Origin of the sequence: Chryseobacterium sp. C2(2020), assembly GCF_014218915.1 — a bacterium.
In the GTDB taxonomy this organism is placed as follows: Bacteria; Bacteroidota; Bacteroidia; order Flavobacteriales; family Weeksellaceae; genus Chryseobacterium; species Chryseobacterium mucoviscidosis.
This window is the reverse complement of sequence record NZ_JACLCT010000017.1, coordinates 50,182-67,463: the sequence shown is the minus strand read 5'-3', so window position 1 is coordinate 67,463 and position 17,282 is coordinate 50,182. Positions and strand designations below refer to the sequence as shown.

Annotated in this window: 22 protein-coding genes; 8 read left to right on the top strand and 14 right to left on the bottom strand. The window is 36.0% G+C overall.

Features of this window, described 5'->3' with window-relative positions; all coding sequences use genetic code 11:
- Window positions 1-59 precede the first annotated feature (59 nt).
- From H6W52_RS11510 to H6W52_RS11495, 4 genes are all read right to left on the bottom strand, one after another.
- Window positions 60-1,442: an MAC/perforin domain-containing protein gene (locus H6W52_RS11510; protein ID WP_185216723.1), complete on the bottom strand. Its 1,383-nt coding sequence runs from the start codon at window positions 1,440-1,442 to the stop codon at window positions 60-62.
- Between the two features lie 258 nt (window positions 1,443-1,700).
- Window positions 1,701-2,519, bottom strand: coding sequence for a TPM domain-containing protein (locus tag H6W52_RS11505; protein WP_087705771.1), 819 nt, complete (start codon window positions 2,517-2,519; stop codon window positions 1,701-1,703).
- On the bottom strand, window positions 2,500-2,931 hold the full coding sequence (locus tag H6W52_RS11500) for a TPM domain-containing protein (RefSeq protein ID WP_116098465.1): 432 nt from the start codon (window positions 2,929-2,931) through the stop codon (window positions 2,500-2,502). Before H6W52_RS11500 ends, H6W52_RS11505 begins: the two co-directional genes overlap by 20 nt.
- Window positions 2,931-3,539 (bottom strand): LemA family protein, encoded by a 609-nt coding sequence (locus H6W52_RS11495; RefSeq protein ID WP_116098466.1) that lies wholly within the window; start codon window positions 3,537-3,539, stop codon window positions 2,931-2,933. The genes H6W52_RS11500 and H6W52_RS11495 overlap by 1 nt, the downstream gene beginning before the upstream one ends.
- A gap of 76 nt (window positions 3,540-3,615) precedes the next feature.
- Between H6W52_RS11495 and H6W52_RS11490 the strand changes: the two genes are divergently transcribed.
- Together H6W52_RS11490 and H6W52_RS11485 are read left to right on the top strand one after the other, a co-directional pair.
- Window positions 3,616-4,101: a dihydrofolate reductase gene (locus H6W52_RS11490; protein ID WP_116098467.1), complete on the top strand. Its 486-nt coding sequence runs from the start codon at window positions 3,616-3,618 to the stop codon at window positions 4,099-4,101.
- A 101-nt stretch (window positions 4,102-4,202) separates the two neighbouring features.
- Window positions 4,203-4,772, top strand: a complete 570-nt coding sequence (locus tag H6W52_RS11485; protein ID WP_087705778.1) for a hypothetical protein — start codon at window positions 4,203-4,205, stop codon at window positions 4,770-4,772.
- Between the two features lie 126 nt (window positions 4,773-4,898).
- Here the strand turns inward: H6W52_RS11485 and H6W52_RS11480 are convergent, their stop codons facing one another.
- The 4 genes from H6W52_RS11480 to H6W52_RS11465 form a co-directional block, all read right to left on the bottom strand.
- Complete coding sequence (locus H6W52_RS11480; protein WP_076393091.1) at window positions 4,899-5,531, bottom strand: trimeric intracellular cation channel family protein; 633 nt, start codon at window positions 5,529-5,531, stop codon at window positions 4,899-4,901.
- 39 nt (window positions 5,532-5,570) lie between these two features.
- Window positions 5,571-5,933 (bottom strand): four helix bundle protein, encoded by a 363-nt coding sequence (locus tag H6W52_RS11475; RefSeq protein ID WP_116098468.1) that lies wholly within the window; start codon window positions 5,931-5,933, stop codon window positions 5,571-5,573.
- A 36-nt stretch (window positions 5,934-5,969) separates the two neighbouring features.
- Window positions 5,970-6,434 carry a pantetheine-phosphate adenylyltransferase gene (gene coaD, locus H6W52_RS11470; protein ID WP_076393087.1) on the bottom strand — a complete coding sequence of 155 codons (465 nt, stop codon included), beginning with the start codon at window positions 6,432-6,434 and terminating at the stop codon, window positions 5,970-5,972.
- A 93-nt stretch (window positions 6,435-6,527) separates the two neighbouring features.
- Entirely contained in the window at window positions 6,528-7,514 is a 987-nt protein-coding gene (locus H6W52_RS11465) for a D-alanine--D-alanine ligase (RefSeq protein ID WP_116098469.1), read from the bottom strand.
- 155 nt (window positions 7,515-7,669) lie between these two features.
- Between H6W52_RS11465 and H6W52_RS11460 the strand changes: the two genes are divergently transcribed.
- The 5 genes from H6W52_RS11460 to murI all read left to right on the top strand — a co-directional run bounded on the left by H6W52_RS11460 (window position 7,670) and on the right by murI (window position 13,043).
- Entirely contained in the window at window positions 7,670-8,776 is a 1,107-nt protein-coding gene (locus tag H6W52_RS11460) for a PASTA domain-containing protein (protein ID WP_116098470.1), read from the top strand.
- A gap of 73 nt (window positions 8,777-8,849) precedes the next feature.
- Window positions 8,850-9,923 carry an RluA family pseudouridine synthase gene (locus H6W52_RS11455; RefSeq protein WP_185144412.1) on the top strand — a complete coding sequence of 358 codons (1,074 nt, stop codon included), beginning with the start codon at window positions 8,850-8,852 and terminating at the stop codon, window positions 9,921-9,923.
- A 51-nt stretch (window positions 9,924-9,974) separates the two neighbouring features.
- Window positions 9,975-10,925, top strand: coding sequence for a type IX secretion system membrane protein PorP/SprF (locus H6W52_RS11450; RefSeq protein ID WP_076393081.1), 951 nt, complete (start codon window positions 9,975-9,977; stop codon window positions 10,923-10,925).
- A gap of 52 nt (window positions 10,926-10,977) precedes the next feature.
- Window positions 10,978-12,102, top strand: coding sequence for a radical SAM family heme chaperone HemW (gene hemW / locus H6W52_RS11445; RefSeq protein WP_116098471.1), 1,125 nt, complete (start codon window positions 10,978-10,980; stop codon window positions 12,100-12,102).
- Between the two features lie 110 nt (window positions 12,103-12,212).
- Complete coding sequence (gene murI / locus H6W52_RS11440; RefSeq protein WP_108411039.1) at window positions 12,213-13,043, top strand: glutamate racemase; 831 nt, start codon at window positions 12,213-12,215, stop codon at window positions 13,041-13,043.
- A 209-nt stretch (window positions 13,044-13,252) separates the two neighbouring features.
- Here the strand turns inward: murI and H6W52_RS11435 are convergent, their stop codons facing one another.
- Window positions 13,253-13,852: a nitroreductase family protein gene (locus tag H6W52_RS11435; RefSeq protein ID WP_116098472.1), complete on the bottom strand. Its 600-nt coding sequence runs from the start codon at window positions 13,850-13,852 to the stop codon at window positions 13,253-13,255.
- An 88-nt stretch (window positions 13,853-13,940) separates the two neighbouring features.
- Between H6W52_RS11435 and H6W52_RS11430 the strand changes: the two genes are divergently transcribed.
- A complete protein-coding gene (locus H6W52_RS11430) occupies window positions 13,941-14,288 on the top strand; it encodes a winged helix-turn-helix transcriptional regulator (protein WP_116098508.1) in 348 nt (115 codons plus the stop codon).
- Window positions 14,289-14,306: 18 nt separating this feature from the next.
- Here H6W52_RS11430 and H6W52_RS11425 read toward each other — a convergent pair whose 3' ends face one another.
- The 5 genes from H6W52_RS11425 to H6W52_RS11405 form a co-directional block, all read right to left on the bottom strand.
- A complete protein-coding gene (locus H6W52_RS11425) occupies window positions 14,307-14,891 on the bottom strand; it encodes an RsmD family RNA methyltransferase (RefSeq protein ID WP_087705788.1) in 585 nt (194 codons plus the stop codon).
- A gap of 71 nt (window positions 14,892-14,962) precedes the next feature.
- Window positions 14,963-15,679 carry a DUF3822 family protein gene (locus tag H6W52_RS11420; RefSeq protein WP_087705790.1) on the bottom strand — a complete coding sequence of 239 codons (717 nt, stop codon included), beginning with the start codon at window positions 15,677-15,679 and terminating at the stop codon, window positions 14,963-14,965.
- Between the two features lie 18 nt (window positions 15,680-15,697).
- Entirely contained in the window at window positions 15,698-16,192 is a 495-nt protein-coding gene (locus H6W52_RS11415) for a Smr/MutS family protein (RefSeq protein ID WP_116098473.1), read from the bottom strand.
- Between the two features lie 81 nt (window positions 16,193-16,273).
- Window positions 16,274-16,771, bottom strand: coding sequence for a metallophosphoesterase family protein (locus tag H6W52_RS11410; RefSeq protein ID WP_116098474.1), 498 nt, complete (start codon window positions 16,769-16,771; stop codon window positions 16,274-16,276).
- A gap of 34 nt (window positions 16,772-16,805) precedes the next feature.
- Window positions 16,806-17,219, bottom strand: a complete 414-nt coding sequence (locus H6W52_RS11405) for a hypothetical protein (RefSeq protein WP_123891967.1) — start codon at window positions 17,217-17,219, stop codon at window positions 16,806-16,808.
- Between the last annotated feature and the right edge of the window lie 63 nt (window positions 17,220-17,282).

Here is a 17,282-nt window from a genome sequence, read left to right as displayed (position 1 = left end):
GATTTATATTTACTGTATACGTTACGAATTGTCTTTTCTATTAAGACATAAAAACTTTTTTACAGGGCATAAAAAGCAATTCCTTCGTAATTATAATTAGAATATGACTGAAAAGAAGTTGTATAATAATGATCTCCTCTCTTTCTTCCGAAATATTGATAGACCGGGCGACTGCCACTTACCTGTGATGGATAAGCATAAAATTCTATGCCTTCTGATATGTAACCAGCAGGAGCTCCAGGTGCTGTTGTATAGTAATGATCAGTTCCATTCCAATATCTATAGATTGGAACTGTGCTTGGTGCCTTGTAATTATATGCTCTGAAGTCTACGCCTTCATATCCGTATCCGCCATAGGCTCCGGCAGTTTTCGTATAAAAATGATCTGTCGTACTTTGATTGTAATATCTGTGGATATCGATTGGAACATATTCCATCTGAACTTGGTTATCAATTAAATACTGATCGATGTAAGCTTTTAAAGACGCTTTTTTAATCGGATCATCTACAAGATCATATAATTTCAGCACTCCCTGCTCAGCAATATCTACAAATACAGAATTTTCAGGTGTACATGAACTTTGCCAGTTAGCAATGTTTACACTGGGAGTAGATTGATCCATACTTATGGTTCCTAATAAAGATTTTGTCGGATCTCCTCCGTAAGATCTGTAAGATAACGTTCTGTTAAAGTTCTTGGATGCAGAAGACGTATCGACATTATTGTTAACATTGATATTAAATATGTTTAATGCACTTACTTTCACTCCCACTTCAGAAGCATTTTTTCTGTTTTCATTTGTGGTTTCGGAACGAAACATTACATCAAGCTTTCCTCCTGTATAAATATCTGTAAGGATGTGTGTCCCATAGTACTGTACAATTTCTTGCGGAGTCATGGTCTGTACTGCCTGAGTAAATTGAGGGGTTAAATAGTTTTTTAAGTTACTAGCTGTAGGAGTTTTGAATTTATACCTTTTTTGTTTAATTAAAAGATGATAACTCCCATAGATGTATTTCCCATCAAATTTATTATTGCTTGTTAAAGATCCATTGAAAGAAGCGGTTATGGATTGCTTAAATAATGAAAATGTTCCACCTAAATCTACTTTGGTTGTCACATTTTTTGCATATTCGTATGCATTCTCACCATACTTTTCCTTATAATCCTGGAAAGGAGTCGGTGTACTCTCAATGTCATTAACGAGTTGGTAAACATCTATTACCTGATTACCTGTGGAACTTTCAACAGCATAACTTTTCGTTACGTCGTATCCTGAACCAAGATAGCTGTATTCCGAAGTATACTTTGCTGATAATGATTTGGCAGATTTGCTAAGATTTGGACTTTCATTTGTTTCCTCCAAAATTTCATTTGTACTACATGAAAGTACCCCTAAAAGAAGCATTGCTGCAGGAGCGAGCCTTAAAGTTTTTCTCATAAAAATATTTTTTATCAGCTGCAAAAGTATCACCTCTTTTATGAAGAAAAAACTTGTGTATTACCTAATATTTTATATCACAAAAAAGTGAGGTTTACTACAGAAAGAATGAATACTTTATAAAAATTGTATCATTCTTTCAAAAAAATTTAAACAGACTCTTATGATAAAAAAAATCGGTCATTTTTTGATCGATTTTTTATTGTATGTGTTCATTTCGATTTAAAAACAGAGGAATTTAAAACAAAAACTAAAATTCTACCATCCTCCTGAAGCACCACCGCCTCCGAAACTTCCGCCTCCTCCGAAGCCGCCAAAACCGCCTCCTCCTCCGCCGGAACTTCCACCACCAAATCCACCGCCGCCAAAGCTGCCTGGAAAAGGGAAAAATCCACCCGGATAGTTTCTGCGACCTCTTCTGGAAAGGATCACATCGTCATCATCATAATTTCCACCGCCTTTTCCTCCTCCTTTGTTTCCGAAAAGGATGGCAATAATGATGAAGATAACAAATGCAATAATGATAATTTTAAAAATACTTCCGTCTCCATTTCCGCTTTCACGATTGTTCAAAGGTTTAAATTTCCCCTGAACCGCTTCCATAATTGCCGATGTTCCTCCGTTGATACCTTCGTACCACTCGCCTTGCTTAAAATGGGGGGTAACAATATAGTCTAAGATCTGTCCTGCAACAGATGCGGTAAGGTATTGTTCCACCGCTCTTCCCTGTTGGATAGCCATCGTATGATCTTCCGTTGCAATAAGAAAAACGATTCCGTTATCCACATCTTTTTTTCCGATCCCCCATTTCTCGCCAAACATCGTTGCCAGAAAATTAATGTCTTCTCCTTTTGTGGAAGGAATAATAACCACTTCAATCTCTGTAGAGGTAGAATCTGCAAATGCGATCAGTTTTTTATTAAGCGCATCTTTTTCCTCCTGCTTCAGAAGATTGGCATCATCATAAACAGGATACAGAACGTCTGGTTTTGGGGGAATGGTATATTGTGCCGATACAAAAGTGTAAAAGCATACCAGTAAAAATGAAAAAACTATTTTAAGAGAACGTAATTTCATTAGGAAGTTCGTTGTGGTTTTCTCCTGTTACAGGAAAATATTTTTTTAGTTCCAGACCGGTTTCCAGAATTCCGCTTTTTAAAGCCTGATAATAATTTCCTTTGGCAAATTCAGACGTAATATAGTCGTGCAGATGATCCCAGTAAGATTGGCTTACTTTTGCATGAATTCCTGTATCTCCTATGATGGTAAGATATTTCTGTTCGAAATTGACATGAAAAAGCACCGCATTTTTTTCTTTGGTTTTGTTCAGACATAACTCTTCAAAAACTTTGAAAGCAATTTTTGCATTGTCTTCATCTGTATTGGAATCGATATGCACTCTGATCTCGCCGGTAGAATGCTCTTCTGCTGACTGAATAGCTTCCACAAGGGAAGCTATCTGCTGATTTGTTAAGAAACTGGTTGCCATTATTCTGAGAATACTTCAGGTGCCTTTTCTGCTCCTGCTTCCGCTTTGAACAAAGGTTTTTCTTTAAAGTTGGTGAAATTCGCCAGAATATTATTCGGGAATTGCTTTATAGAAACATTATAATCTTTTGCTGCATCATTGTAGTAAACAGTTTCTGTTCTGATGCTGTTTTCTATCGCGATATATTCTCTCTGGAAATTAATGTATTGCTGATCTGCTTTTAAATTAGGATAAGATTCCACCACTGCCATCAATCTGCTTAAAGCTCCGGATAATTCTCCCTGTGCAGCCTGAAATCTGGCAACATCCTGCTCGGTCATATTGGTAGGATCAATATTGATGGAAGTTGCTTTAGAACGTGCCTCAACAACTTTCGTTAAGGTTTCCTGCTCGAATTTGGAATAAGATTTTACCGTTCTTTCAAGATTCGGGATAAGATTTGCTCTTTTCTGATAAACTGTTTCTACGTTAGACCATTTTGCATTAACCGTCTGTTCTTTGTCTACAAAGCTGTTGTAGCCGTTTTTGCCCCAGAAGAAAATAACTGCGACAATAATAAGAAGAGCGATACCAATAGTTCCTGCGCTCAGACAACCTTTATTTTTCATAGTTTGAATTTTTTTAATATGTTTTGTGCTAACCAAATATACAAATTATGTGCTAATTTTGTAAAAATTTATTTTAATGACAACAATTGTGGTGGCAATGGGAGAGAAGAACGAAATTGGTTTTGAAAATCAGTTGCTTTGGCATCTTCCGAAAGATCTGAAACACTTTAAAGAAATCACTTCGGGGCATCCGGTGATCATGGGAAGAAAGACATATGAAAGTATCGGGAAACCGCTTCCCAACCGTACCAATATTGTTGTGTCCAGAAAAACCGACTGGTTTGAAGAAGGAATTTTAATCGTCGGAAGCATTAAAGAAGCCGTAAAATTCGCTAAAAAAATAGATGAAGAAATTTTCATCATCGGAGGCGGGAAAATCTATGAACAGACAATAGATATTGTTGATAAACTGGAAGTAACTTTAGTAAAAGCCGATCTTGAAGCCGATACTTTCTTTCCAAAGATCGATCCAAGGATCTGGAAAAAAACAGACGAAATCTGCCATGAAAAAGACGAAAAAAACCAGTATGATTTTTGTTTTCAAACGTTCGAAAGAGTTTAATGTTTAAAGTTCTCAGTTCAGGATTTAATACAAAACTTTAGACGCTGAACCTTAAACTTTGAATCTTAAATTTCTTATCTTTGCACTTCTAAAATTTAATAATGAATAAATATATAAAAATTGCAGTTGCGGCGGTTCTTATTCTTTTAGGACTGTATATGATGTTCTTTACGAGAAACTTAGGCTGGGGAATCGTTGTGTTCCTTCTGGCTGCAGCACCTATTCTGCTTTTCTTTAAAAACGAATACATTCTTTTGGCTTTCTGGCAATTAAGAAAGCAGAATATGGAAAAAGCAGGAGAGTGGCTTAAAAATATCACAGATTACAAAAACCAGCTTCATAAAACGCAGTATGGATATTTCCATTATTTAATGGGATTAACTCAAGCTCAGGATCATCCTACAAAAGTAGAACCTTTCATGAAAAAAGCTTTGGAATATGGTCTTAACATGAAGCATGACAGAGCTATGGCAACTTTAAATCTTGCAGCAGCAGCAATTTCTAAAGGAAGAAAACAGGAAGGGCAAAAACTTCTGGACGAAGCAAAACGATTAGACAGCGCAGGAATGATGACCGACCAGATCAAGATGATGAAGGAGCAACTGAAAATGCCAACGATGCAGAAACATATGCATAACCCGAATATGAGAAACAGAGGTAAATTCTTTTAATGAATAACTCCAGTAAAAATAACAAAAGCATCTAATTTTTTAGGTGCTTTTTTGTTATCAATAGGGACGGGCTTTAGCCCGGCTTTTGGGTGCGAAGTTGACAGCTTCAGCCAAATAAATCGGCAGTTACATCTCAGAGTTATTCTCATACCCGTAAAATTTCGGGATCTGCCAATGATATTTCACGGCTAAAGTTCTTATGGAAACAATTAGTAGGATCGTGAAAATCTGAACGATAGTATATGTTAAAGTCGTAAATTTTGTCAATAGTAAAAAGGCGGAACCTCCCACAATGCAGGCGGTTGCATAAATTTCTTTCCTGAAAATTAAAGGAATTCTGTTGAGCAATATATCCCGGATAATTCCACCGAAACAACCTGTAATTGTTCCCAATCCGATACAGATTAATGGATGAATATCTGCATTTAAACCTTTCTGAACACCAATAATGGTAAATAATCCCAGTCCGAAACTGTCAAAAATAAATAAAGTTACCCTGAAATTTTTTTCAAAAGATTTAAAAATCATGGTGAAAATACTGGTCAGAATAATCAATGCGCACGTAAGCAGATCATGCATCCAGAAAACCGGAATATCAAGCAGAAGGTCTCTCACGGTTCCACCGCCAACAGAAGTTACAAAAGCAATAATCAGCACGCCGAAAGGATCGAGCCGCTTTTGCATCGCCGCAAAACTTCCCGACATCGAAAATGATATCGTTCCCAAGACTTCTATGGCAAAATTGAACTGTTCGTGCATGTTTTATGGGTAATGAGTAATTGGTAATAAGTAATATGATTATAGTGTTGTATTTTGAGATAATTTAAATTTATAAGCAGTCATTACTTTTACCAATTCATCACATTCTGATCTTAAATTTGAGATTTTTCCGGGATCTAAATATTCCAGCTCATCAATTATTTCTAACCAGAATTGAGTCTCATCAATTTCTTCTACAACAATGCAAATTTTAGCAAATCTTTCTTTTTCGGATCTTGCTCTCGCAACTGCTCTGTAATTAGCAGCTACAGAAGTTGCTGATCTTATAATTTGTTTTCTGATTATTGAAAGATCATCAGAATAAGGTAATGGTGATAACGATTTAATAATCGAAATCGAAAAATCTTTAGTTCGATCTTTAAATAACTGATTAAAATCCATAGTTGTAAAAATTACTCATTACCCATTACTCATTACTTATAATTGCACTCTCACCGAATCCGGAACCAAAAGCTCATATTCTCCGCCGTGATTGATGATTTCCCTTACAATGCTGCTGCTGATGAAAGACTTTCCTGAAGAGGTCAATAAAAATACCGTTTCCAGTTTTTTGTGGGCTAAAGTTCTGTTGGTGTGGGCAATGGCTTTTTCAAACTCAAAATCGGCAGGATTTCGTAAACCTCTGATGATATATTGTGCATTTTTTTCAAAGCAGTAATCAACGGTTAATCCTTCAAAATAATCTACTTCCACGTTTGGGAATTCTGCAACGGAATTCTGGATGAATTCCATTCTTTTCTCCAGCGGAAACATATATTTTTTCTGGGAATTCTGCCCGATCGCAATTATCAGTTTATCAAAAAGCGGTGCCGCTCTTTCTATAATATCATAATGTCCTAAAGTAATCGGATCGAATGACCCCGGAAAAACAGCAATTTTCATGCGTATAAAAGTTATAAGTTATAAATTATGAATGATGAGGGTAGAAATATAGAATGCTAAACTTCCAGCTTCTATCCTCAATCTTCCATCCTTTTAATTTTTTTGTAAAGCTTTTTCAACCTCGTTTCCACAAAGATCTGTAATAGAAATTCCGTAGATTTTTGCCTGCTGCGGAAGAATACTTGCAGGAGAAAATCCGGGGTTCGTATTCATTTCCAGCATATAAGGAATTCCGTCCATCAGAATATATTCACTTCTTGAGAAACCACTCATCCCAAGAGAATTGTAAGCTCTTTTTGCGATTTCTTCTACGCGGATTCTTGTTTCATCGTCGATTCTTGCAGGGGTAATTTCCTCAGAAGCCCCTTCGTATTTGGCTTCATAATCGAAAAATTCGTTGGTAGGAACGATTTCTGTAATTCCCAGAACAATTGTTTCTCCTTTATAATCGATTACTCCTACGGAAACTTCCATTCCGTCAAGAAAACTTTCAATTAATATTTCATCATCTTCTTTGAATGCAATTTCAGTTGCAGCAAGGAATTCAGCCTTTTCTTTCACTTTAGAAATTCCCAAAGATGATCCCGACTGATTGGGTTTCACAAAAACAGGCAAGCCAAGAGTTTCTATAATCTCATTAACCTTAATTTCTTCTCCTTTTCTTAAATAAACACTCTTCGCAGAAGGAATTCCGTATTTTGAAAGTACCGCTAAAGTATCTTTTTTATTGAATGTTAAAGCACTCTGATAAAAATCGCATCCCGTGTATTTCTGTCCGATCGCGTCCCAGTACGCCTGAAGAATTCCGTTTTCGCCCGGTGTTCCGTGGATGATATTGAAACATACATCAAATTTCAATGGGGCATTGTTATCTAAAGTCACAGAAAAATCTCCTCTGTTTATGGGGAATTTCTGCTCATTTTCGCCTAAAAAATACCATTCATCTTTCAGGATAACTACTTTATATACATCGTAAAGATTTCTGTCTAAGGAATCGTAGATTAATTGTCCGCTTTTCAATGATACAACATATTCGTCTGAATAGCCTCCCATCACTACGGCAACTTGTTTTTTGCTCATTTTTGTTTAGTATCAATTAAGGCAAATTTAATGATTTTATACAACGCGTAAACCTAAAACCTGAAATTTTAAAATCAAAAGTGAAATGTGTTAAATTAAAAGCACATTCTAAAATTATTAGTTATATTTGCTGTCTAATTATAGTCATTTTAAGTATGCTTAAATCACTTTTCAATTGGAAAGTTTTACTGAACTTAGTCGTAGCCATCGGTGTTTTTGTGGGGTTGGTTTGGCTTACGTTTCGTTGGTTAGAATATCATACCAATCATGGTCAGGAAATTCCCGTTCCAAATATTGTTAATAAAACTGTACAGGAAGCCATCAAAGTATTGGATGATTCGGGATTGGAATATGAAGTAGATAGTGCTGAATATAATCCTAAATACAGACCTTTTCAGGTGTTACAGGTGTACCCGGTTCCGGGTTCCCGTGTAAAAGACGGAAGAGCAATTGTTCTAAGAGTAAATCCAAGAACCTGGGCTAAAGTTGAGGTTCCGGATGTAATCAATAAATATTCAGGTCTTGCTTTCCAGCGTCTGGAACAGGTGGGTCTGAAAGTTGGAGACACCATCTTCGAGCCAAGTATTCAGAAAGATGCAGTTATCCGAATTTTATATAACGGAAATGAAGTAAAACCAAAAACAAAACTGGCAAGATTTTCTGTGGTGGATGTCGTTATTGGTTCAGGACCATTACGAAACATTGCGATTCCTAATGTTGTAGGATTAACAGTGAAAGAAGCGAGACAGGTTATTGCGAGAAGTATGTTTGAAGTGGGACTTGTGGATCATGAAGACGGAAGCAAGGACGAATCCGATGTTATCTATTATCAGGATCCTGCAGCCGGAGATGTCCGGGATCAGGGAATGCAGATCGATCTTTGGGCAAGTAAGAAAACACTGGCTGAACTGAGTGCAAAAATCGAACAGCTGAATTCTACCTACAGAATGAAAGTAGACACCGCTCTGCCTCCGATCCAGTATCAGGAAATGCCTTCGCGTCAGGAACCGTCACAGGATATTCCTCCGCCGCCTGTAACTCCGAGAAGAGAAAATCCTAAACCATCTACAGATGCAATAAAGACAGATGCTTCTAGAAGTACAGTAAAATCAACGACATCAGTAACCGAAAATAAACCAAAAACTACTACTACCAATACAGGTAGTAGTTCTGGTAATAATACATCAGCAAATAAAACTGTTGCGACCACTCCTGCAAAACCTGCAGAAAAGCCGAAAGCTAAAAAGGTTGTTGTAGAATAAAAAAGTAAATATTATAAAAAATACAGGCTTCAACTTTCATTATGTTGAAGCCTTTTGTATAAAAGATAAAACAATGGCAGAAGATAACGAAGATTTTTTGGACGAAGAATTATTAGATCAGAACAGTATTGATAATCTTGATATTGATGAGGAAAATAAAGGACTGTATGAACACCTTAACATCACGGTTGATAAAAGTCAGGAACCATTGAGAATCGACAAGTTTCTGTTGATTTTCCGTCAGAATTCTTCCAGAAATAAAATTTCACAAACCTGCAGAGCGGGAAATGTTATTGTGAATGGTGTTGCGGTAAAACAGAATTACCGTGTAAAACCCGGAGACCAGATTTCTGTACTTTTGGCACATCCTCCGAGGGAAAATGTTATCATTCCGCAAAATATTCCTATCAATATTGTATACGAAGATGATGATCTTATCGTTGTAGATAAAGATCCGGGAATGGTAGTACATCCGGGATTCGGAAACTGGGACGGAACCTTGGTGAATGCTTTGGCGTATCATTTCGAACAGAATGGCGAAAAATCTGATCTCGACAGGGTAGGACTGGTGCACAGAATTGATAAAGACACTTCCGGATTATTGGTGATTGCAAAAAATGAATATGCACTGAGCTTTCTGGCAAAGCAATTCTTCGACAGAAAAACCAAAAGATTGTATTGGGCATTCGTTTGGGGAAATGTACAGAATGATGAAGGTACAATAAGAGGTCATATCGGGCGTCACCCGAAAAACAGGATGCAGATGCATACGTATGAAGACGGAAGCCAGGGAAAGCATGCCGTAACGCATTACAAGGTTTTAGAAAGATTTAAATACATGACCTGGGTAGAATGTAAGCTGGAGACGGGAAGAACCCATCAGATCAGAGCACATTTCAAACATATCGGTCATACGCTGTTTAATGATGAAAGATATGAAGGACATACGCCTCTCCGTGGAGTGAATCTTCCTAAGTATAAGCAGTTTATAAAAAATGTCTTTGAGATTTTACCCAGACATGCGCTTCATGCCCATACTTTAGGATTTATACATCCCACTACCAAGAAGGAATTATATTTTGAAAGCCCAATGCCGAAAGATATGGCGGATGCTGTAAAAAAATGGAGAAATTATTTAGAAAACTAAAAATATATTGAGAATTTTTTTATATTTGTTGAATTGAAATCAAGATTTGTTATGAGAAAACTATATGCTATCGTATGTTTAGCTCTTTTGTCAAATGCATACAAAGCACAAGAAACTTTACCGTACTATCAACAATATCTTTTAGACGGTGAGTTTTTGTTCAACCCGGCACAATACGGAAAGACCGACTATGTGCAGCTTAATCTTAACTATCAGCAGCAATTTTCGAAGTTCAGTGAGTCTCCAAACGTTCAGTCGGTAGGGATCAACGCGAACATTTTTGATAGAGTGGGAGCAGGTTTATCTGTATTCAGAGACAGCAACGGCCCTATTTCTGCAGGTGGTATTACAGCGGGTGCTTCATATTTTATTCCTCTTAGCAGCGACGGAGACAGAAAAGATCAGTTCTCTTTCGGTACAAGCGTTAGCTTCTACAACATGAATTTTGATTATTCAAAGATTAACACGCAGGATGCTTCAGATCCATTATTGCAGGGAAGTGAAAGTAATATCTTCATGGCTTATGCAAACTTCGGAGCACAGGCAACTTACAAAAATATTTTCGCAGGAGTTTCTGTTAACGATATTGCTCTTACCAATGATGAAGCGATCGTAAACGGACGTGAGCCTTCTCCAATTAAGTTCTTCTTAAACTTAGGGTATGACTGGCATGTAGGTGATAACATCTATTTCACACCTTCAGCTTTAATCAACCTGAACACAAACTCTACAAGAACGATTGATTATAACTTAATGGCAACGTTCTTTAACGATATCAATGCTTTCTCTTTCGGGGTAAGCTACAGATCTGTTCAGAACAGATTCGACAGTCAGCAATTACAAATCGCTCCGGTTGTAAAAGTAAGATTCAACAAATTCATGATTGGAGCTACTTACAACTTAGGTTTGTCTGATATTCAGGAATATGGAGGAAACAGCTTCATGATCGGGTTAGGATATAACTTCGATAACTTCATTAACCACAGAGGTTATAGATATTAATTGATTTAATTTAAATAAATTTGAGCTCTGAATTTTTTCAGGGCTTTTTTTTATGATTTACATTCACATTCCGTTTTGCAGGCAAAAGTGCAGCTATTGCAATTTCCACTTTTCAACATCTTTAAATTTTAAGGATGAAATGCTGGCTGCGATGAAGAAAGAAATCTTTCTCCGAAAAAATGAATTGCAAAACAAAAACTTACAGTCACTCTATTTTGGTGGCGGAACACCTTCCATTCTTTCGTCGGATGAAATCAAATCTTTAATTGATGAGGTATTAAAACATTTTACTTTTGAAAAGGATATCGAAATTACTTTAGAAGCGAATCCTGATGATCTGGATAAAAACTTCCTGAAAGGACTGTCGGAATCTCCGATAAACAGATTATCAATCGGGACCCAAAGTTTTTTTGAAGAAGATCTGAAATTAATGAATCGGGCACACACTGCAAACGAAGCCGAAGATTCCATCAAAAGAGCGCAGGATTTTGGTTTTGAAAATTTAAGCATTGATTTAATTTACGGTTCGCCAACTTCCAATCTGGAAATCTGGAAAGAGAATTTAAATAAAACCATTGCGCTTGAAGTTCCGCACATTTCTTCTTATGCTTTAACGGTTGAGCCAAAAACCGCTTTAGAAAACTGGATCTCAAAAGGAAAAGTAAAAAGCCCGAAGGAAGAAGAACAGAACAGAGAATTTTACTACTTATCGGATTTTCTGAAAGATAATGGTTTTGAACATTATGAAGTTTCCAATTTTGCCAAACCCGGATTTTACTCAAGACACAATTCTTCCTACTGGAAATATAAAGAATATCTTGGAATTGGTCCTTCTGCACATTCTTATAACGGCTTCGATGTGAGAAGCTGGAATGTCGCGAACAATCAGCAGTATATCAAAAAATTAAACTCAAATCTACTGGCAAAGGAAGAAGAATTCCTCTCGCAAAACGATCAGTTTAATGAAATGATCATGATCGGCTTGCGAACAATATGGGGCGTTGATCTGGGAAGCTTAAAGGAAAAATTTAATGACAGCATTTTAGAACATTTTCAGAATGAAATCAAATCAAAGCTTGAAGAAGGAATTCTGGTAACAGAAAATAACCACCTGAAAATTCCGGAAAAACACTGGTTTATGGCAGACGGAATTGCTTCGGATCTGTTCATCGTCTAAAATGGAAATCTAAAGTCGGGAGTCGGAAGAACGGTTTGTGAAAAACTTGTAACATCCATCTTCCTGCATCCAACAATTTCACTATTTTTGTATAAAATTTCAGCTCAATTTTGAAAACTAAAAAGCAGGATTATTCGCATCTTTCCCCAAAACAGCCTATCGGAATTTTCGATAGCGGAGTGGGCGGACTTACGGTTGCCAAAGAAATAAAAAGACTTCTTCCAAACGAAGATCTGATCTATTTTGGTGACACCAAACATCTTCCGTATGGTGAAAAATCGAAGGAAGCGATTATCGAATATTCTACAAAGATCACCAATTTTCTGTTGGAGCAAAACTGTAAAGCCATTGTTATTGCCTGCAATACGGCAACGGCAAATGCGCTGAATGAAGTGATGCAGTCTGTTGCAGGAAAAGTTCCTGTGATTGACGTAATTAATCCGGTTGCAGAAAAAGTTTCCTATGAAATCCATAACAATGTGGGCGTCATTGCAACGAAAGCTACTGTGAATTCGGGGTTGTATAAAAAAAGCATCAGAAAGCACAATAAATGGATCAAGGTGGATGAACTGGCAACACCTTTATTGGTTCCTGCTATTGAGGAAGGTTTTAAAAATCACCCGATTACCCACGCAATTATATACAATTATCTGAGCAATAGTAAATTAAAAAATATTGAGACTTTAATTTTGGGTTGTACGCATTATCCGTTACTGATAGATGAAATCAAGCAATATTACGGAAACCGTGTCCGTGTGATTGATTCTCCGAATATTGTCGCCAATCATTTAAAAATCATTCTGGATAAGTATCATCTGCTGAATGAGCAGAATCCGAAACCGAATTACCATTTCTATCTTTCGGATTTAACGAAAAACTTCGAAAAAATCTCAAAAAAATTCTTCGGGAAAACCATCGATTTGGAATTAAAAGTATTATAAAAAACAAAAGCTGTCTCAATTTGAAACAGCTTTTTCTATAGAAGATTCTTTAACGCAAAGATTTATTTTTCAAAGTTTATTTTTAGTGAGCTAAGAATTAATCAATTGAAAATTGATTTTATAAAGCATACTTCATAAGCGACTTTGTCGCCACTCTTTGCTCTCTTAAATAATTTCGGGGATTATATTAATCTTTGCATTTAAATAAATTAAATTTCCAAAATTACGTGCTGTCTTTCCAGTCTTCTTTTCGGGGTATGAACCGGCTGGTTTTTATCTTCTTCAGACTTTACGCCAATCACTACTGCAAAAACACTTTCGTATTTTTCGTTCTTTAAAATCGCATCATATTTTTCGGTTTCAATTCCTTCCATCGGAGTAGAATCTATTCCCATATCTGCACACGCAGAAAGCAAAACGCCCAATGAAAGATAAACCTGATGTTTCAGCCACGATCTGATCTCCGCTTCTCCTTTCGGTTTTACAAAAGTTTTATAATAAGTTACCGAACCTTCCGGAAGATTTTCTTCAATCTGCTTTTCAAAATCTTCAGGATTTTTAAGTGCCTGAAAAACGATAAGCTGACTTCCGTCCAGAACTTTTTCTTTGTTAAAATAAGAGGCTTCGGCAAGCTTTGATTTTGTTTCCGGTTCCGATACAAACACAAAATTCCATGGCTGACTGTTAATGGAAGATGGACTTAAATGCAGAATTTCTTTAAGCTGCTGAATCTGCTCTTCACTTATTGTACCTTGAGGATTATACTTTTTTACGGTATATCTCGATTTCATTTTTTCTAAAAAGCTCATAATTTTTATACTATATTTTTTATAGTTGCAAAATTAATGTATGTTTGATATATTTGCAATAACGGTCTAAAATGATAGTATGAAAAAAATGTATTCCATAGATAATAAAGAATATCCGTGCTGTACAACAGTTACCATGAGATTTATCGGCGGAAAATGGAAAGCTGTGATTTTGTTTTATCTGATTGATGGGGCAAAAAGATACAACGAGCTAAGAAAATTAATTCCCACAATTACAGAAAGAACGTTAAGTTTACAGTTGAAACAGCTTGAAGAAGATCATATTATCGACAGAAAGGTGTACACAGAAAAGCCGCCTTTAATGGTGGAATACACTTTAACGGATTTTGGGAAAACGTTGCTTCCTCTTTTAAAAGAAATTGCAAAATGGGGTGAAAGTGCGGTTGTTTCTTCTGAAAAAGTAAAAATTATTTAAAACAAAAAATCAGGAAAATTATTCCTGATTCTGTATTTCTGTAGTCTCTTCTTTATTCGGTTCAAAAAAGCTGAAGCTTACATTGCCGTATTTTCGGGTGTCGATTAAATTCGGGTGATCAAATTTCATTCGGCTCTGGTGTTCTATCACTAGAATTCCGTTTTCCTTCAGGTATTTATTGTTTAAAACCAGAGAAATAATTTCCTGATATTTCTTTTCTTCCATTTCGAAAGGAGCATCAGAGAAAACAATTTCAAAAGATTTTTTGTTTCTGAATTTCTTCAGCCAGTCGAAAACATCACCCCGCTGAACATTCACCTGCAGACTGAATCCAAGTTCAGAAGCGGTAGAATTAAGAAAAGACGTATGTTTCGGATTCATTTCTACGGACGTAATATCCTGACATCCTCTTGAGGCAAATTCAAACGAAATAGAACCGATTCCCGCAAAAAGATCCAGCACGGAAACCGACTGCATATCGTAGGTGTTTTCCAGAATACTGAAAAGTGCTTCTTTGGCAAAATCCGTAGTCGGTCTTACATCAAAATTCTTCGGAGCGGCGATTTTTTTGGCTTTCCATTTGCCGGATATGATTCTGTACATAATTGATAGATTTTAGATTGTAGGTAAAAGATTGCAGATAAACTAAAACCTGCTATCTGATCTTCTGCAACCTAATTTAATATAAAATTTTTAGAAGGAATATTATCAAATACAATTTTCAGATTCTTTACGAATTTCTGAAGCTCCGAAATAAACGTCTCATTTTCAGTAGTTTCTCCGTACGCGTAGAAATTGGTCTCATTGATTCCGAAACCGATCTTGCTTAACGTAAACATCACGAAATAAAGAAAATCCACTTCAGAATTAACGTCCAGATTGTTGTATAAAATAATTTTTTTGTTGTCTATCGCGAAAAACTCACATTGGTTATGATACAGGTTGATGTGAATTTCTTTGCTGTTTTTATTATTGATGGAATTTAAAAACTTTTCACCGGAAAAATTAAACTGAACAGGCAGTGCGAGTTCTTTAATCTTTTTGTAAAAATGCTTCGGGAATGTATAATAAAACTGAATTTTAAACTTTTCATTAATCGAAAGCATCAGTTCTTCTTTTTCTTTATCCACAGGAGCGTTGAAAGCGATAAGATCGAATCCGGCTTCATGCTCGGAAAAACCTTCCGGCATTAGCGTGAAATGATTGAGTGCGGAAATCACATGGATCTCATCAAATCTCTGCAGAAGAAGCACTTTATCCAGCATATCCGAAATAAAGTTTTCCGGAGATTCTTCATCCACGAAATACGATTTCTCTTCCACAATGCTCTTATTTTTAGCAATCTGGTAGATTAATCCGTCTTTGGTAAAAAGTAAATTAAGTATATTCATAATTTGATTCCTGCAAATTTAGTGAAATTCTACCATTACCGCACCCGATTGATGATGAAGTATTTCCTTATTATAAAAATCCACATTTGTCTGGCTTTCCAATGTATCGAATACCATTTTCTGCAAAACTCCGTCTCCGATTCCGTGTACGATTTCCAGCCTTTTCAGATTGTGTTTTCTGCAAAAATTGATGGTTTCCACCAGCCTTTCCTTCTGGATGAAAAGTCTTTCAAAACTGGTGTAATCATTTGGATTTTTAACTAAATTATGAAAATGAAGATCAAGAACCAAATGATTTTTCTGATGTGCTTTGGAAATTACCTTTTTCGGCTCCGCTTTTTTTACAATGGGAGTATTTTCATAAAAATCCGAAATTTTCGGAACAAGTTTCTCCTTTGGATATTGATGCGTAAAACCGTACTCATCTTTAAAAACCACGATATTTCCCTTCACGGAAGTAACCACCCCGCTCAAATCTTCATCTACCACAGAAACTTTATCACCAATTTTCATAGTACTGTCATTGCGAGGAACGAAGCAATCTCTTATTATTCTTAACTCCTCAATTTTTTTCTTAATGGTTTAAAAATTATTTTAAAATTTAGGTCCCAATTCAATAACTTCCAAATCCTTTATTTCCGTATCATCGATTACAAAACGCATCATCGTCCGCATTTTATGCCATCCCTGCTTTCCGCACGCTCCCGGATTCAGGTGGAGAAGATTGTTTTTTTCATCAAACATTGCCTTCAAAATGTGTGAATGTCCCGAAATAAAAAGTTTCGGAGCTTTTTCAGCAATCTCCTGCTTTGCCAACGGTGTGTATTTTCCCGGATAACCGCCGATGTGGATCATCAGAACTTCTACTTTTTCGCACATAAAACGACTCACTTCCGGAAATTCAGAACGGATTTTAGCATTGTCGATATTTCCGTAAACTCCTTTCAGCGGTTTTATCTTTTCAAGCTGCTCAATTACATCCATGCTTCCGAAATCTCCGCCATGCCAGATTTCATCCGCCTGACCTGCATATTCTAAAATGCGGTCGTCGATGTATGAATGAGAGTCGGAAAGAAGCAGGATTTTCGTCATTATTTAAAATTCTCTGCAAAGATAAGATTTGAAATTATTTTTTCTTAGGATTTACAAACATCTTTAATGTTAACTGTTCTTCTGTGAGATTTGAAATGATATAGTTTCCTTTTAAACTTACATTTGTGGTGAAATTGATATGAATGACAGAGTCTGAAATCTTTTCCCAACTTCCTTTTATCTTTTTAAATTTAAACTTCGGTTTTTTATCTCCTGAATAACAAATATTTTCAACCCAGTTGGCAATAACTTTTCCATCTTTACTAAGTCTAAAGTTTAATGTGTTCTTATCAGAATATTTGCTTTTTTCATAAACAGCATTTAGGTGTTCCGTATTCTTAAATTTCCATGTTTGAAATAAGTATGGATTATCGACCGTATTTTGACTTTTAATCAAATTAAAAGGAAGTAATGCTAGTAGGAAAATATAAACTGAAGTTTTCATCACAATAAAAAAAAGTATTTTAACCGAAAATAAAGAATCTTTTTTTGAATTGATGAATCTTTACAT

Bases quoted from the DNA above. Each gene is read 5' to 3' on its own strand.
- H6W52_RS11485 (WP_087705778.1), top strand. From the start codon at position 4,203: ATGAATAAATATATAAAAATTGCAGTTGCGGCGGTTCTTATTCTTTTA.
- H6W52_RS11495 (WP_116098466.1), bottom strand. From the start codon at position 3,539: ATGAAAAATAAAGGTTGTCTGAGCGCAGGAACTATTGGTATCGCTCTT.
- H6W52_RS11425 (WP_087705788.1), bottom strand. From the start codon at position 14,891: ATGTACAGAATCATATCCGGCAAATGGAAAGCCAAAAAAATCGCCGCT.
- H6W52_RS11465 (WP_116098469.1), bottom strand. From the start codon at position 7,514: ATGAGCAAAAAACAAGTTGCCGTAGTGATGGGAGGCTATTCAGACGAA.
- H6W52_RS11475 (WP_116098468.1), bottom strand. From the start codon at position 5,933: ATGGATTTTAATCAGTTATTTAAAGATCGAACTAAAGATTTTTCGATT.
- H6W52_RS11505 (WP_087705771.1), bottom strand. From the start codon at position 2,519: ATGAAATTACGTTCTCTTAAAATAGTTTTTTCATTTTTACTGGTATGC.
- H6W52_RS11500 (WP_116098465.1), bottom strand. From the start codon at position 2,931: ATGGCAACCAGTTTCTTAACAAATCAGCAGATAGCTTCCCTTGTGGAA.
- H6W52_RS11415 (WP_116098473.1), bottom strand. From the start codon at position 16,192: ATGAAAATTGGTGATAAAGTTTCTGTGGTAGATGAAGATTTGAGCGGG.
- H6W52_RS11460 (WP_116098470.1), top strand. From the start codon at position 7,670: ATGCTTAAATCACTTTTCAATTGGAAAGTTTTACTGAACTTAGTCGTA.
- coaD (WP_076393087.1), bottom strand. From the start codon at position 6,434: ATGAAAATTGCTGTTTTTCCGGGGTCATTCGATCCGATTACTTTAGGA.
- H6W52_RS11430 (WP_116098508.1), top strand. From the start codon at position 13,941: ATGTATTCCATAGATAATAAAGAATATCCGTGCTGTACAACAGTTACC.
- H6W52_RS11480 (WP_076393091.1), bottom strand. From the start codon at position 5,531: ATGCACGAACAGTTCAATTTTGCCATAGAAGTCTTGGGAACGATATCA.
- H6W52_RS11420 (WP_087705790.1), bottom strand. From the start codon at position 15,679: ATGAATATACTTAATTTACTTTTTACCAAAGACGGATTAATCTACCAG.
- hemW (WP_116098471.1), top strand. From the start codon at position 10,978: ATGATTTACATTCACATTCCGTTTTGCAGGCAAAAGTGCAGCTATTGC.
- H6W52_RS11435 (WP_116098472.1), bottom strand. From the start codon at position 13,852: ATGAGCTTTTTAGAAAAAATGAAATCGAGATATACCGTAAAAAAGTAT.
- H6W52_RS11510 (WP_185216723.1), bottom strand. From the start codon at position 1,442: ATGAGAAAAACTTTAAGGCTCGCTCCTGCAGCAATGCTTCTTTTAGGG.
- H6W52_RS11450 (WP_076393081.1), top strand. From the start codon at position 9,975: ATGAGAAAACTATATGCTATCGTATGTTTAGCTCTTTTGTCAAATGCA.
- H6W52_RS11490 (WP_116098467.1), top strand. From the start codon at position 3,616: ATGACAACAATTGTGGTGGCAATGGGAGAGAAGAACGAAATTGGTTTT.
- H6W52_RS11455 (WP_185144412.1), top strand. From the start codon at position 8,850: ATGGCAGAAGATAACGAAGATTTTTTGGACGAAGAATTATTAGATCAG.
- H6W52_RS11410 (WP_116098474.1), bottom strand. From the start codon at position 16,771: ATGACGAAAATCCTGCTTCTTTCCGACTCTCATTCATACATCGACGAC.